Raw genomic sequence first — 13,210 nt, 5'->3', positions numbered from 1 at the left:
GAGGACGACACTAGCCGATGAAGCTGCCTGCAAAAGCACTGGTTACTCTGGCCAAGTTCGCGGTCTCGATCGGTATCCTCGCATTGTTGCTGCGGGCCCAGGATTTGTCGTCCCTGCAAGCCGATCTTCTCGCCGTCAAACTGGACATGCTGGCACTTGCCGTGCTGCTGCTGTTCGCCCAGACCTTCATGCTCTGTCACCGTTGGATCCTGATCCTCCGCGCCATGAACGTGCCCCTCGATTGGCTGGCCGGCTGGCGCATTCTCATGGTGAGCATCTTTTTCAATCAGGTGCTGCCCGCGGGCGGTGACGCGGTCCGGATCTGGATGCTGCGGCGGCAGGGCGTGCAATGGTCGCCGACCATCAGCAGCATCGTGGCCGATCGCTTCCTGGCGTTGCTGGCTCTCGGCGTCATCGTGCTGGCGGGAATGCCGTTTCTGCTGCCGCTCGTCCGCGACAACTCGCTGCTTTTCGCGATCTTGGCCGTTCTAGCGGCTGCATGCCTCGGCGCAATCGCCCTCGTGACGCTTAACCGCTGGCCGCAGCGCCCGATCACGGCGGTGCCGGCCAGGATCAGGCAATTTGCGATGCTGATCCGGGCTCCGTTGCTGGCAGCCGATGGGCGAGCCATGCTGGTCGTATCAGCCATTGTCGTCCACCTGATCACCGTCTTGACCTGCTATCTCCTCGCGATCGGGCTGCAGGCCCCCCTCTCCGCGCTCGACGCCTTCGCGCTCATCCCGCTCGTCATTCTGTCTTCCGCGGTTCCCATCTCGATCGGAGGCTGGGGCGTTCGGGAAGGCGCGATGGTGGCCGCGCTTGGTCTCGCCGGAATCGGATCCGACAAGGCGCTCGCAATATCGGTCCTACTTGGACTTGGCGGCCTGATCGTCGGGCTGTTCGGCGGGCTGGTTTGGTTGCTCGCGCCCGAGCGCGCCGGCTTCAGTCCCGAGCAGGCGCGGGCCACCGCCGAGCGAACGGATGCAGCGCCGGTTTAGCATGAGTAACCCTGGACAAGAACAAGCGATGGCAACTGCCGAAGTGCGTTTGCGCACCAGCGTCGAGGCTTGGTGGTGGCGTATCCTCATTTTCGTGCCTGTCGCACTTTCCATCTGGTTCGTGAACCGGCCCGGCACCTACCGTACCCTGCTGTTCGAAGGCGGCTGGACGACGCGATTTTACGTCCTCGCCTGGATTGTCCTGACACCGTATCTCGGCTGGCTCATCATGGCGACCGGACGCCTGACGTTCTCGCTTATCAGGCACGAGCCCACTCAGCGCGTCGACGAGTTCTTTGTCGGGGCGGCCACGCTCATCCTGACGGGATTCGGGCTCGGTGCTCTTTCCATCCTCTATCCGCAAATCGTTCTCGGATTTGCGATCGCGGTTCTGCTGTGGGACAGCCGCGACCTCAGGACGCCGCGCAAGCTCACGGTGACTTTGCCGTTAGTCGCAACATTGTTGCTGGGTCTTTGGCTGCTGGCAACGGTGTTCCTCGATCGCGCCGTGATACCCGACGTCATTTCGACCGACGTTCAGCAGCTTTACGCGCCCTATCTTGCGGAGGTTGCGAGAAATCACAGCATTTGGCTTGCGGCCGACAATCCCATCTTTTCCGACTTCGAGATCGGCCGCGGAAACGGGCTGCATCTGTTCCTGGCGGCGTTCCTGCCGCCCCATGTCGCCCAGATCATTTCGTTTCTCTATTTCGTCGGAATCGGCGCGGTCGTTTTTGAGCTCGCCCGTCTCATTGTGCCGTTGCAGGCCCTTGGACGCCGCTGGGAAGACGCCGCGATACCGATTGCACTTGGATTGGCAATCCTCGGCCTTGCGTGGCCACGGACGATGCCGAGCATCTTGGCCGGCCTCTACATCATGGAGTTCGGCAAATACCACCTTCAGACGGCAGCCTTTTTCGTCTATTTCCTGCTGGTCGTCATTCGGTCCTCCCAGAGTCGCGACAGGTTTGCCGCCGGCATTTGTGGCTTTGCCGTCGCCGGCTCCTATCCGCTCTACGCTGCCTTCGTCTTCCTGATCTCGTCGCTGGGCGTGCTCACCAAGGCGCTTCAGCGAGATCGATCCGGCCTCGTCACTAGTCTGCTGCTGGGGTTCGGGGCGATTGCCGGATGCATCCTGGCTTTCGCCATCAACTATTTCTATCTCGGAATCCCCGCGACCAATCCATACTCGCTCTTTCGAAAAGTCGCGTCGGTCGAACGTTTCTCACAATTCGGCAGCCTGGACATTCTTGATTTCTTCGTGGTGGCGCAGTCGATCGAGGTCACCGACTTCCTCAGCAAGTCGGGATTGGTCGCCGTCGGCAGGCAAAGCCAGTCAGTTCTCCTGGTTGCAGCTCTCCTCGCGGCGGTAACCTGTGCGATCGCTCTCGTCGACTCGAAGCGGTTTCCTGATCGCTCCAGCGCCGCGAAATCGCGGGCATTGCCCGGCATTGCCGGACTTTTCATCATTATCGCCTATATCGCCAGCGTGCGACTGCTGGACATGACGCTGAATATTCCGAGTCTGATCAGACTGTCCATTCACGTCACTGCGCTGTTCCCGCTCGCAACTGTCGCAATCGCTTGCTGGGCGCTCGTCATCGTGCGGCGGCTGGTCCCGGCGCTGTTCGTCGGGCGCTTTGCGCCCAGTGTCGCCATTTTGGCGCTGCTGGTCGCTTGCGCCTGGACATTAATCTCGTTTCCCTGGAAGAGCTTCAAAGAGGACCAGGCCATCGCCTTTGCGCGCGGGCGCCCCCTCGATCAGATGCCCCGCGTCACCCTGAACTGGCAGCGCTGTGACGAACTGCAGCAAACGACGGGCTCCGACCGCATTCTCCCTCTTAATGGCTACCGCGCGATGGTGCCGTGCTATTTTTCGCTTCTGCTCACACGCGGCAAGATCATCCACACCTACGAGAGCGACGTTGCGCGCGACTTCAGGAAGATCGCACTGGGGACCGCCGACACGGCAGAGGCCGCCCTTCGATCCCTCGGCGTTAAGCTGTTCTATGTCCAAAAGCAGAATTGCGATTTCTGGCTCAACGGCTTCTCTGACCTCTTTCAGGGCGCCGAGTTGCAGAAGCGGTTCGCCCTTTTCAGCGAGACCCCGAACTACTGGCTGTTGACGTGGAGGGATGGCGAGCAAACATTGAGCCCCCAAGTCGAGGCCGGTATTTCCGAGCTACGAACCAGGTCGAAAGACATCTACCGGCAGGCCTACGGGATCGAGCCGTTCGAGGTGGTGAAGCACCGCCTGCCTCCCGACGGCCAGCGCGCAGACATCAGGGCGCTCGACCAGCTCTCCACCTGCCACTGAGTCGTGTCTCGCGTGCGATTGCCTCGGTTCCGCGCATGTTCGGCAAGATCGAAGCCTGCGATAGAGGCCCCGGGGTACCAGCTTCAGTTGTGTATAGCCCGCCCGTGGCAACTTAAGAATTGTGGCACGGCCTGTTGCCATATATAGGCTTCAATTGCGCCCACATCGCTTCGAGGCGCCGACGTTCCTCGCTTGTCCTGCCAAGAGCTAGAGCCGTGACCGACCATTGCCGCCTCTGCCATTCGACCGACCTGCGACCGGTCATCGACCTCGGCCTGATGCCGATTGCGCATCGCCTTCGGCACAGCCGAAACGAGCAGGAGGAACGCTATCCGTTCGAGGTGCTCGCCTGCGGCGATTGCGGCCTGCCGCAGATCGTCAAGCCGATCGATCCGGACATCCTGTATCGCCAGTTCAACTACAATTTCAGCAGCTGGAAGCCGGAGCCGCACCAGGTCGACGAGCTCGACACCATCGCGAAATTCTCCAAGCATCAATCCGTGTTCGAGATCGGATGCAACGACGGCCTGTTCATGGACAAGCTGCGCGAACGCGGCGCGAAGGTCCTGGTGGGCGTGGAGCCCAACCCGGTGTCGGGCAAGATCGCCCGCGAGCGCGGCATCAAGGTCTATGCCGACATGATCAGCCCGGCGCTGTGTCACGACGCGGTCGCCCAGGCCGGCAAGTTCGACCTCGTCGTCTCCCGTCAGGTGCTGGAGCACATCGTCGATTTCGAGAACTTCTTCGACTGCGTGAAGATCGCGCTCAGCGACGAAGGGCTGCTGTTCATCGACGTGCCCGACTTTGATCCCGGTTCGACGGCCGGAGACCTCTCCGTGCTGTGGGAGGAGCACGTCAGCTACTTCACCGAGCCGATCCTGCTCGCGCTCTTGGCCCGCCACGGCTTCGAGGCGGTGTCGGTGAAGAAGTACAATTTCAGCGGCGGCAGCCTCGCGGTCGCCGCCCGTCGTGCAGCCCGCGACGTGACGCCGCCTCCTGCGCCCTCCGGCGTCGGTGAGAAATTCGGCCAGCGCGCAAGGGAGTACGGCGCGCGCCTGCGTCCGGTCCTCGCCAAGGCCCGTGCGAGCGGCGCCGAGATCGCGATCTACGGCGCGGGCTGCCGCGCCTGCACCTTCACCAACGCGCATGAGCTGGCGGATCTCGTCGACCTGTCGGTCGACGACCAGAGGGAGCGTCAGGGGCTGTTCCTGCCCGGCACCGGCATACCGATCCGTTCGCCGGACGAGCTCGTCGGCAAGTCGGAGCCGCTCGTCTGCCTTCTCGCCGTGAACCAGGAAAACGAAGCCAAGGTCAGCGGCCGGCTGCGCGAGAACGTGAAGCGGCCGCTGCACATCGTTTCGATTTTCGCGCCCTCCGACATCTGGAGCGAGCTCGACCGGCTCGAGGCGGCCTTGGGTTAGGGACGCGGCATGGCTGACGAGAAGCTCTTCAATTACTACGAACGTCAGGACGTCCTACCGACGTTCGGGAATTTCAAATCGGCCGCGGAACTCGATGCATATGCCAGCCAGCGGCGCGAGCTGTTTTCCGACAAGCTCGTGCTGCCGCCGCGGCTGTTCCGCGATGCGGAGGTGCTCGAATTCGGTCCAGATTCCGGTGAGAATGCGCTGGTGTTTGCCGGCTGGGGCGCGAACATGGCGCTTGCCGAACCGAACCGGCATGCGCATCCGAAAATTGAGGCCTATTTCGCGCATTTTGGCCTGAGCGAGCGCCTGCGCGAACTCGCGTTGGCCGATGTCGAGGGATTTCGCAGCGAGCGCCGCTACGACATCATCGATGCCGAAGGTTTCATTTACACCGTGCAGCCGACCGAAACTTGGCTCGGCGTCTTCCATCGGCTGCTCAATCTCGACGGTTTCGCCGTCGTGTCCTATTACGAGCGCTATGGCGGCTTCTTCGAGCTCGCGCTCAAGGCAATCCATGCCGCCGGCAAGGCTTTGTCGGGCCGTCCCGCACTCGAAACCGCGAAGACGCTTTTCGACGCGAAATGGAACAGCATTCCGCACACCCGCAGCTTCGAATCCTGGCTGATGGACGTGCTCGAGAACCCGTTCGTCCGGCATCGGTACTTCCTCGACGCAGCCGCCTTGTGCACGGCAGCGCATGAAGAGGGATTCGACATCCATTCGGCGTGGCCAGCCTATCGCGACAGCCTGGACGTCTACTGGCATAAGAAGGTTCTCTCAGCCGACGAGAAGCTGCGGCGTGCGGCGCGCCATCTCGACCGCAGCCGCCTCAGCTTCCTCGGCGGACGCAAGCTCTACCTGGTCGGCAAGGCCGATGCCGTGGCGGCGATTTCGACATCGATCGAGACGCTGGTTCTCGACGTCGACGCGATGATCGACGCCCCCTTCGGCGAGAGCCTGCCGCGCGTGATCGCGAGCCTTGCGTCCTTACGCGAGGCGATCCGAACGACGGACATTCTCGCGGACGATGCTTCCGACATCGAAACCATCGTTGCGACGCTCGACAGTTTCCACCGCATCTTCGCCGCGATCGGGCGACGCGATGCGCCCGCGGTCACGGCCCTGACCCAGACAGATCCGGCGTTCATCAACACCTGGGGACAGCCGGCGCATTTCCTCGTCATCCGGAAGCGCTTCAAGGGATCATAGCCGTGAGGCCAGGCATTGGCATCATCGGGACCGGGATGGTCGGCCAGATGTGCCACCTCGCCAATTTCGTCGCCAATCCCGCCTGCCGCGTCGTCGCCATCGCCGATCTCCGGCCGGATCTCGCTGCCGCCGCAGCGCAGAAGTTCGGCATCTCGCAGGTCTACGGCACGCATCGGGAGCTGCTCGCGGACGCTGCGGTGTCCGCTGTCGTGGTCGTGACGAAGCGGCGAGCCACCGGTCCAATCGTGCTGGACGCGTTGAACAGCGGCCGCCACGTGCTGTCGGAGAAGCCGATGGCCTATACGACGGCTCAGGCGAATTTGCTGGTCGAAGCGGCGCGGCAGCGAAACCTCGTCTACAGCATCGGCTACATGAAGCGTCACGATGCCGGTGTGGCGCGCGCGCTCGAGGTGCTGACGCGCTTGCGCAACGACCGATCGCTTGGTCGGGTGGTCCGCGCCAAGGGCTGGTGCTTTGGCGGCGACACCGGCCGGTCGCGCGACAACTTCGTCATGACCGGCGAAACACGGCCGGACGGAATCGAGCTCTGGCAGGACGGTCCCGACTGGATGCCGAGCGCGATGCGGGCCGGCTACGACAACTTTCTGAACGTCTTCAGCCATATCATCAATCTGACGCGCTACCTGCTCGGATCATCGCCAACGGTCGCCGATAGTTCCGTCGAAATTTCGGGAGCCGCGCGCATCACCCTCGACTTCGACGGCATCGCTTGTACGCTGGATCTCGTGAACGGGTCCGACGGAGCCTGGCGCGAGGGACTGACGATCGATTTCGAGCGCGGCGCCCTGACCATCGAATTGCCCGCGCCCTTCGCCGAAGAGGAGGCACGGGTCATCCTCGATCATCAAGACGAGTCCACGCAGCTCGAGCATGCAACCAGCTGGGCATTTCGGCGCCAGGCCGCTGCCTTTGTCTCCGATGTTACCGAACGACGGATGCCCCTTGCGCCTGGCCAAGACTCGGTGACCGACATCGCGCTTGCAGAAGCGATCTGGAAGCGGCGCGCTAGCGGCTAGGTGAGACATCTTCGCTGGCGCCGTTGAGCGGCAAGATTCCAGCGATCGGGCCGACCGTGATCTTGACCTCCGCGAGTTGAGCCAGAAACTCTGCAACGTCACAGCGCGCCAGCAACCGACACGCGTAGTACTTTCGTACCAATGCCCGGTCCGACGCAGCTCCAGAGCCGCCCGCCTTCAACGAGATCGTCGCCTGCGGTCCCGACGGATCGAAATGACGGAATGCAGTTCCCGGAGCAGCCCGCTTCCACTCCATTTCCTGGAGGATGTCGGGCCGCTCGGCACGCAAGGCAAACCCAAAGAAGGGCTGATTGCCCCAGGCGAGCCGGAGCATACCGGTGACTTCGGCCAGGCCGAACGGCACGTCCCGTGACCGATAGTCGAAGAATCGGTCGTCGAGCGCGTAGACCGTCGCCGTGGGCTGGATTCGGTCGGCGAGGCTGCGCGTCAGAGCCTCCTGCTTCAGCGTTCTCGCCTGCATGAAGACGTAGTCATTCCACAGCATTCCGATCCATAGGATCGAGCCCAATCCGAACAACATCGCAACGGCGGCGGTCGGGCCGATCCAACGTTCGGCCTGACGCTTGAACGCGAGAAGCGCCAGCCCCGCCGGCACGCCAAACAGCAGCAGGTGACGGCTTTCGTAGAAATGCTTGGACGAGGGACGCAGGCCGGCAATCAGATAGGGCGAGGACAACGCGAGGAACAAACCAACGGCGAGGATGAGCGGCAAGGCGGTCGCCCGTCTGAGTGCAGTTGCCTCTGTGCCGGGACGAAGTAGCAGCAATGCGACGCCGACGAGCACCGCAGCCAGGATAAAGGGAGCCGGGACCTGGATCGCCGCCCTGATCGCGTGGGCCACGACGTCCCTGTAGCCGGCGTCGAAGAACGCCTTCCATCCGCTCGCCAGCTCCCCGAGGGTCGGCAAATGGGCGCCATAATGCTGCGCGTACAAACCGATGCGCTTGAACCAGATACCAAGCGTGCCCGCATAAACAATAGGAAGGGCAATCAATTCCGGATAGCCCAAAGCACAGCGCCAGGCTGCGAGCCATGCACGACGAACAAAGCCTTGCGCAACGGCTCCGCTCCGCCATGTTGCAACGAACAGTCCGAGCATGACACAGGCATAGAGCACAACCGTCGAGTTGAGCGCGAAGCTGAGCACGAATAGGCATGCACAGGCCACGCGAAGCAACACACGCCGCCAGCCCTGCGCGCTGAAGGCGAGCGTCAGCAGCCATGCGCCGACGAACAGGAGTCCGAAGCTGAAGACATAGACCGCGTTCGCCTTGCCGGCCCAAAGCTGATAACCGGGATAGGTCCAGACGATCAGAGCGAAGCCGACCGCTTCGGCGCGGTCGAGTAGATCGAGCCGTATCGCCGTCAGCATCAGACACACCGCGCCGAAGACGATTCCGGCCAGTGCCAGCGATACCATCACAACGACTGGGGCGCCGGTCCAGTTCGCGAACGTGTCGTAGCTGTAGAAGATCGGATGGCCGGCGCCATTCAACAGGAAATCGATGTCGATGAAATAGTCCGGACGCGGCTTGAGCACCAGCCAGTCGTCCATGAACAGGCCGTCATTGAGAAGCATCGGCGCATGCGCAACCAGCAGCACGACGATCAGGATGGCTATGGCGCGCAGCGACGGGGACAAGCTCGGAGGGGAAAGGGAGGACATCGTCGGCGAGGATTCGCACGCCCAAGCGGCGACCGCAAGGCCGGGGCGCCGGGGCTCCCTTGACCGCAAAAATGCGACCTCCTATAGACTGCCACCCTGGCTGGGCCTTCAGAAGCGTCCGGGACGATTTTCCACAATGAACATGCTACCGGGCCCGACGCAAGCCGCTGCGATTGGTCTCAGCATCGCCTTTCCATTGCTGTTGCTGTGTTACGCGCGCATCGCCGCCACCGGCGGATCCGGCCGCCGCTTCCGGCTGGGCTGCATCAGCGTCGTCATCCTTTACGCGGTCGCGTGTATCGCCCTTCCAGGCCAGCGCCACCTTGGCGACGTGGTTGGCGGTCTCTTCCTGCTCGGGACCGCAATGATGTTCTGCTACATCCTGTTCAGCCTGCTGGCCTGGGGCTTCACGCTGACGCTGCTCACCGCACTCGTTCAGGCTGGACGTCCTCTCACCTTGGAGCAATGGGCGACAGCCTACATGCAAGGTGGAGATCTCGGCACCTTCACGCACAATCGCCTGAAGCTCCTGATCGGGACCGGCATGGTGATCACGGCGGACGGCCGGCTTGCCCCCACCACCAAGGGAGTTGCGGTAGCGCACCTCGTCAAGCTCGTTCGTCTGTCGACAGGCCTTGGGTGAGTCGATGTCCTTTGCTGTCGGACTTGCCGCGGTCGCCGTGTTCGCCCTGCTGGCGCCTGCCCTGCAGTTCATGGCCCGCGCACGCGCATGGCCGCTCGGACCCGTGACCCTGCTGGCGATTGCCACGGTTGTCTCGCACGGTCTCGGGGTGATGCTCGGAATTCTCTTCGTCCCGCAGCTTCAGTACTGGGACGCCGCATCGATTTTCGGATTTTGTGTCATGGCTTACGTGTTCGCCTTTGGCGCCGTTTATAAATCGGTTTCGCTGGGCATCCTGCTCAGTCTCGTCGATCGCCCCGATCGCAGGGCACCGCTATCGGAGATCGCTGACGGGCAGGTTCCAGATCTGTTCCGCGCACGAATTGGGAACTTAGTCGATGGCGGCCTGGTTGAACGGTCCGATTCGCACTTCGCGGCGACGGCGGCGGGCCGGAATATGGCAGGCCACGTCGGACGGCTGCGCCGCGCCTTCGGCATTGGCGACACCAGCCTCTATGATTTTTCCGACTAGTTGCGCGGAACACACACATTGCCGGTTTCATGCAGTTCGTGCGGGGTCCCTACCGGCGAGCCGCATTGTTCGCCCGGTTCAGATGACCTAGACTTGCATGGGGCCACCGGGACAGAGTGGCCCCGCCAACGGGCGCATACAATGACACCTTCGAGAGCGGCAAAAAGGCTTACGATCGTCATTCCTGCACTGAACGAGCAGGACAAGATCGCCGATACGATCGACGGCGTGCTGCCGCTCGCCCGGGAGCTGCTCGACGATTTCGAGATCTTCCTGATCGACGACGGCAGCACCGACGCCACCGGCGCGATCATGGACGAGTTCGCAGCCGGCGAGCCGCGCATCATCGTGCATCACAATGCCGAACCGCGGGGTGTCGGTGCCGGCTTCGAATATGCGCTGTCGCGCGCGAAATTCGATGCCATCACGCTCATCCCCGGCGATCACGCCTTCCAGAACGAAGGTATTGCCCGGATGTTCAAGGCGGCGGGCGCCGCCGACCTCGTCATTACTTATCGCGATAACCAGTCGGACCGCTCGGTCAACCGCTCGTTGCAGTCGCATTCACTGCGGTTCATCCTGAACTGCCTGTTCGGCTTCTGGCTGTCCGACTATCACAGCATGATCGTCTATCCCGTGAAGTGGCTGCGCCAGATCGCGGTCAAGGCCGACGGCTACGGCTACCAGATCTGTGCGCTGATCTCCCTGCTCCAGCTCGGCCTCACCTACGTCCAGGTTCCGGTGAGCCTGAACGCGGAGCTGAGGGGCTCGTCGCGCGCGCTGCGGCTGCGCACCTATCTCGAGCTCGGCGGGACCATCCTTTCCCTGCTGCGCCGCGTTCCCATCCGGAACGTCAACCTCAGACAGATTCCCGCCGACGCGGAACGGACCCCGGCGCGCTAGGCCCGGAACGGCACGTCCAGCACGGCGACTGCAGGATTTCCTGCGCGCGGGACGCCTCCCGCCGAAATCTAGTCTAAGTGATTGATTTGGCTGGCAGGAGTGGCAGGGCTCGAACCTGCGACCCCCGGTTTTGGAGACCGGTGCTCTACCAATTGAGCTACACTCCTACGAACCCGCGTCGCCGCGGATCAGGGGCGCTTTCAAGCACAGAGAGCGGCCGGTTTGCAAGGGTGAACCGCGCCGGCTTCGCTTGTTTGTGCTGGGGGTTCTGGGTCACAGTCCATCGGCCATAACGAAAAACAATCGGGAGTGCCCATGACCGCTACAGCGACCGCCACTGCCGCCCCGCAGGCCGCAAACGCGCCCCACACCCCAGCTTTGCCGGAAGCGCGCCCAGAGACGCTCGGGCTGTCGCGGCCGCGGATCCAGGCCATGTCGGACGCCTTCAAGCGCGAGATCGACAAGGGAACCGTTCCCGGGGTCACCGTCCTGGTGGCGAGGCGCGGCCAGATCGGCTGGTTCGAGGCGCTCGGCAAGCAGAGCCCGGCAGGCGCGGCGCCGATGGCGCGCGATTCGATCTTCCGCATCTTCTCGATGACCAAGCCGATCGTCTCGGTCGGCATCATGGCGCTGGTCGAGGACGGACAGCTCCTGCTCAGCGATGCCGTCGCAAAGTTCATCCCGGAGTTCGCGAGCCAGCAGGTCGGCGTCGTCAAGGACGGCCGGTTGGAGCTGGTACCGCCGGCGCGGCCCATGACCGTGCAGGACCTGCTCCGCCACACCTCCGGCCTCACCTACGAGCACCAGGGCGACGGCCCCGTGCACAAGCTCTACCAGGAGTCCCGCGTCCGCAGCCGCAAGATCACCAACGCCGAACATGCCGCGCTGGTGGCGAGCTTCCCGCTGGTCTGCCAGCCCGGCGCGGAGTTCAACTACAGCCGCTCCACAGATATTTTGGGCCGCATCATCGAAGTCGTCAGCGGCAAATCGCTCGGCGAGTTCCTCACCGAGCGCGTGCTTGCGCCGCTCCAGATGGCCGAAACCGGCTTCTCGACAAGCCAGGCCAATGCCGGCCGCCTTGCCGAGCCGTTCGCGGCCGACCCGTGGACCGGCGAGAAGGTCGCCCTGTTCAACATGCTCGAGCAGCCCGTGATGGAGTCCGGCGGCGGCGGCCTGGTCTCGACCACGATGGACTACGCCCGCTTCTGCCTGATGCTGCGCAATGGAGGCACGCTCGACGGCAACAGGATCATCGGCCGCAAGACCCTGGAGCTGATGGCCTCCGATCACCTCGGGCCAGGCGTGCCGACCAACGGCACGCTGCTATCGCCGGGCCATGGCTTCGGCCTCGGCTTTGCCGTGCGCCGCGAGGCCGGCATCGCGCCCTTCCCCGGCAGCGTCGGCCAGTATTTCTGGAGCGGCATTGCCGGCACGTTCTTCTGGATCGATCCGAAGGAGGATCTGTTCGCAGTGTTCATGAGCCAGGGGCCGGGACAGCGCGACTATACGCGGACCCTGGTGCGAGATCTGGTGTACGCGGCGGTGGATTAGTCTCGTGCCCCGGACGCGCTGCAACGCCCTTGCGTTGCTGCGCAGAGCCGGGGCCCATGCCTCCACAACCGCGGTCTTGGTTTTCTGGGTCCCGGCTCTGCGGAGCAGCACTTCGTGCTGCACCGCGTCCGGGACACGGTCGTTATCTCAACTGATCGTCGCGCCGCCGTCGATCACCATGGTCTGGCCGGTCATGAAGTCGCCGGCCTTCGAGCCCAGGAACACGGCCGCGCCGGCGATCTCGTCGGGGATGCCGATGCGCAAGAGCGGCGAGCGCGAGGTCGAGGCTTTCAGGTTCTCCGGATTGTCCCACAGCGCTTTGGCAAAATCGGTCTTGATGAGGCCCGGCGCGATGCAGTTCACGCGAATGTTGTGCTGGCCGTATTCGCAGGCGAGGTTGCGCGCGAGCTGCATGTCCGCGGCCTTCGAGATGGCGTAAGCGCCGAGGATGGTCGAGCCCTTGAGGCCGCCGATCGAGGAGACGATGATGATCGATCCGTCCTTGCGCTCGATCATCTGCGGCACCACCATCGAGATCAGCCAATTGTTGGCGACGATGTTGTTGTCGAGGATCTTTCTGAACTGATCGTCGGAGATGCCGGCGAGCGGGCCGTAATATGGATTCGATGCGGCGTTGCAGACCAGCACGTCGATCTTGCCGAAGGCGCGGTTGCTCTCGTCGACGAGGTTTTGCAGATTCTCTTTCGAGGAGATGTTCGCGGCGACCGCGACCGCGGTGCCCTTGCCAAATCTGTCGTTGATGCCTTTCGCCACCTGCTCGCACACGTCGGCCTTGCGCGAGGAGATCACCACCTTGGCGCCGTGCTCGGCCATGCGCTCGGCGATCGCAAGCCCGATGCCGCGCGTCGAGCCCGTGATGACGGCGACTTTCCCCTTCATGTCGAACAAGGTCATGTTTCTCTCCCA

At 63.2% G+C, this 13,210-nt stretch carries 11 protein-coding genes and 1 tRNA gene; 9 read left to right on the top strand and 3 right to left on the bottom strand.

What is annotated here, in order from left to right:
- Positions 1 to 17: 17 nt before the first annotated feature.
- From ABIA40_RS07425 to ABIA40_RS07405, 5 genes are all read left to right on the top strand, one after another.
- On the top strand, positions 18 to 998 hold the full coding sequence (locus tag ABIA40_RS07425) for a lysylphosphatidylglycerol synthase transmembrane domain-containing protein (RefSeq protein WP_404540274.1): 981 nt from the start codon (positions 18 to 20) through the stop codon (positions 996 to 998).
- Between the two features lie 28 nt (positions 999 to 1,026).
- Positions 1,027 to 3,315 carry a hypothetical protein gene (locus ABIA40_RS07420; protein ID WP_404540271.1) on the top strand — a complete coding sequence of 763 codons (2,289 nt, stop codon included), beginning with the start codon at positions 1,027 to 1,029 and terminating at the stop codon, positions 3,313 to 3,315.
- Positions 3,316 to 3,530: 215 nt separating this feature from the next.
- Complete coding sequence (locus ABIA40_RS07415) at positions 3,531 to 4,736, top strand: class I SAM-dependent methyltransferase (RefSeq protein WP_271544552.1); 1,206 nt, start codon at positions 3,531 to 3,533, stop codon at positions 4,734 to 4,736.
- Between the two features lie 9 nt (positions 4,737 to 4,745).
- Positions 4,746 to 5,951: a class I SAM-dependent methyltransferase gene (locus ABIA40_RS07410; protein WP_404540268.1), complete on the top strand. Its 1,206-nt coding sequence runs from the start codon at positions 4,746 to 4,748 to the stop codon at positions 5,949 to 5,951.
- A 2-nt stretch (positions 5,952 to 5,953) separates the two neighbouring features.
- On the top strand, positions 5,954 to 6,988 hold the full coding sequence (locus tag ABIA40_RS07405) for a Gfo/Idh/MocA family protein (protein ID WP_271544556.1): 1,035 nt from the start codon (positions 5,954 to 5,956) through the stop codon (positions 6,986 to 6,988).
- Here ABIA40_RS07405 and ABIA40_RS07400 read toward each other — a convergent pair.
- Positions 6,978 to 8,675, bottom strand: coding sequence for a hypothetical protein (locus ABIA40_RS07400; RefSeq protein WP_404540265.1), 1,698 nt, complete (start codon positions 8,673 to 8,675; stop codon positions 6,978 to 6,980). The genes ABIA40_RS07405 and ABIA40_RS07400 overlap by 11 nt on opposite strands.
- Before the next feature lie 136 nt (positions 8,676 to 8,811).
- Here ABIA40_RS07400 and ABIA40_RS07395 point away from each other — a divergent pair, with 136 nt between their 5' ends.
- The 3 genes from ABIA40_RS07395 to ABIA40_RS07385 all read left to right on the top strand — a co-directional run bounded on the left by ABIA40_RS07395 (position 8,812) and on the right by ABIA40_RS07385 (position 10,732).
- Positions 8,812 to 9,318 carry a hypothetical protein gene (locus ABIA40_RS07395; RefSeq protein WP_271544560.1) on the top strand — a complete coding sequence of 169 codons (507 nt, stop codon included), beginning with the start codon at positions 8,812 to 8,814 and terminating at the stop codon, positions 9,316 to 9,318.
- A gap of 4 nt (positions 9,319 to 9,322) precedes the next feature.
- The gene (locus ABIA40_RS07390; protein WP_157280578.1) at positions 9,323 to 9,829 is read left to right on the top strand and encodes a hypothetical protein; all 507 of its coding nucleotides are present in this window, start codon (positions 9,323 to 9,325) and stop codon (positions 9,827 to 9,829) included.
- Between the two features lie 141 nt (positions 9,830 to 9,970).
- Positions 9,971 to 10,732, top strand: a complete 762-nt coding sequence (locus tag ABIA40_RS07385; protein WP_271544563.1) for a glycosyltransferase family 2 protein — start codon at positions 9,971 to 9,973, stop codon at positions 10,730 to 10,732.
- 91 nt (positions 10,733 to 10,823) lie between these two features.
- On the opposite strand, the gene ABIA40_RS07380 is transcribed toward ABIA40_RS07385, so the two are convergent.
- Positions 10,824 to 10,899, bottom strand: a tRNA-Trp gene (locus ABIA40_RS07380).
- 148 nt (positions 10,900 to 11,047) lie between these two features.
- On the opposite strand from ABIA40_RS07380, the gene ABIA40_RS07375 reads away from it, so the two are divergent.
- The gene (locus tag ABIA40_RS07375; RefSeq protein ID WP_271544569.1) at positions 11,048 to 12,283 is read left to right on the top strand and encodes a serine hydrolase; all 1,236 of its coding nucleotides are present in this window, start codon (positions 11,048 to 11,050) and stop codon (positions 12,281 to 12,283) included.
- 147 nt (positions 12,284 to 12,430) lie between these two features.
- On the opposite strand, the gene ABIA40_RS07370 is transcribed toward ABIA40_RS07375, so the two are convergent.
- Complete coding sequence (locus ABIA40_RS07370; RefSeq protein ID WP_036010906.1) at positions 12,431 to 13,198, bottom strand: SDR family NAD(P)-dependent oxidoreductase; 768 nt, start codon at positions 13,196 to 13,198, stop codon at positions 12,431 to 12,433.
- Positions 13,199 to 13,210 lie beyond the last annotated feature (12 nt).

It is taken from the genome of Bradyrhizobium sp. USDA 223, from assembly GCF_044909005.1.
Classification (GTDB): Bacteria; Pseudomonadota; Alphaproteobacteria; order Rhizobiales; family Xanthobacteraceae; genus Bradyrhizobium; species Bradyrhizobium yuanmingense.
This window is presented reverse-complemented; position numbering and strand designations above follow the sequence as displayed.

Excerpts from the sequence above, each read along its gene's own strand:
- ABIA40_RS07425 (WP_404540274.1), top strand. The coding sequence starts at position 18 with ATGAAGCTGCCTGCAAAAGCACTGGTTACTCTGGCCAAGTTCGCGGTC.
- ABIA40_RS07420 (WP_404540271.1), top strand. The coding sequence starts at position 1,027 with ATGGCAACTGCCGAAGTGCGTTTGCGCACCAGCGTCGAGGCTTGGTGG.
- ABIA40_RS07410 (WP_404540268.1), top strand. The coding sequence starts at position 4,746 with ATGGCTGACGAGAAGCTCTTCAATTACTACGAACGTCAGGACGTCCTA.
- ABIA40_RS07400 (WP_404540265.1), bottom strand. The coding sequence starts at position 8,675 with ATGTCCTCCCTTTCCCCTCCGAGCTTGTCCCCGTCGCTGCGCGCCATA.
- ABIA40_RS07395 (WP_271544560.1), top strand. The coding sequence starts at position 8,812 with ATGAACATGCTACCGGGCCCGACGCAAGCCGCTGCGATTGGTCTCAGC.
- ABIA40_RS07390 (WP_157280578.1), top strand. The coding sequence starts at position 9,323 with ATGTCCTTTGCTGTCGGACTTGCCGCGGTCGCCGTGTTCGCCCTGCTG.
- ABIA40_RS07385 (WP_271544563.1), top strand. The coding sequence starts at position 9,971 with ATGACACCTTCGAGAGCGGCAAAAAGGCTTACGATCGTCATTCCTGCA.
- ABIA40_RS07375 (WP_271544569.1), top strand. The coding sequence starts at position 11,048 with ATGACCGCTACAGCGACCGCCACTGCCGCCCCGCAGGCCGCAAACGCG.
- ABIA40_RS07370 (WP_036010906.1), bottom strand. The coding sequence starts at position 13,198 with ATGACCTTGTTCGACATGAAGGGGAAAGTCGCCGTCATCACGGGCTCG.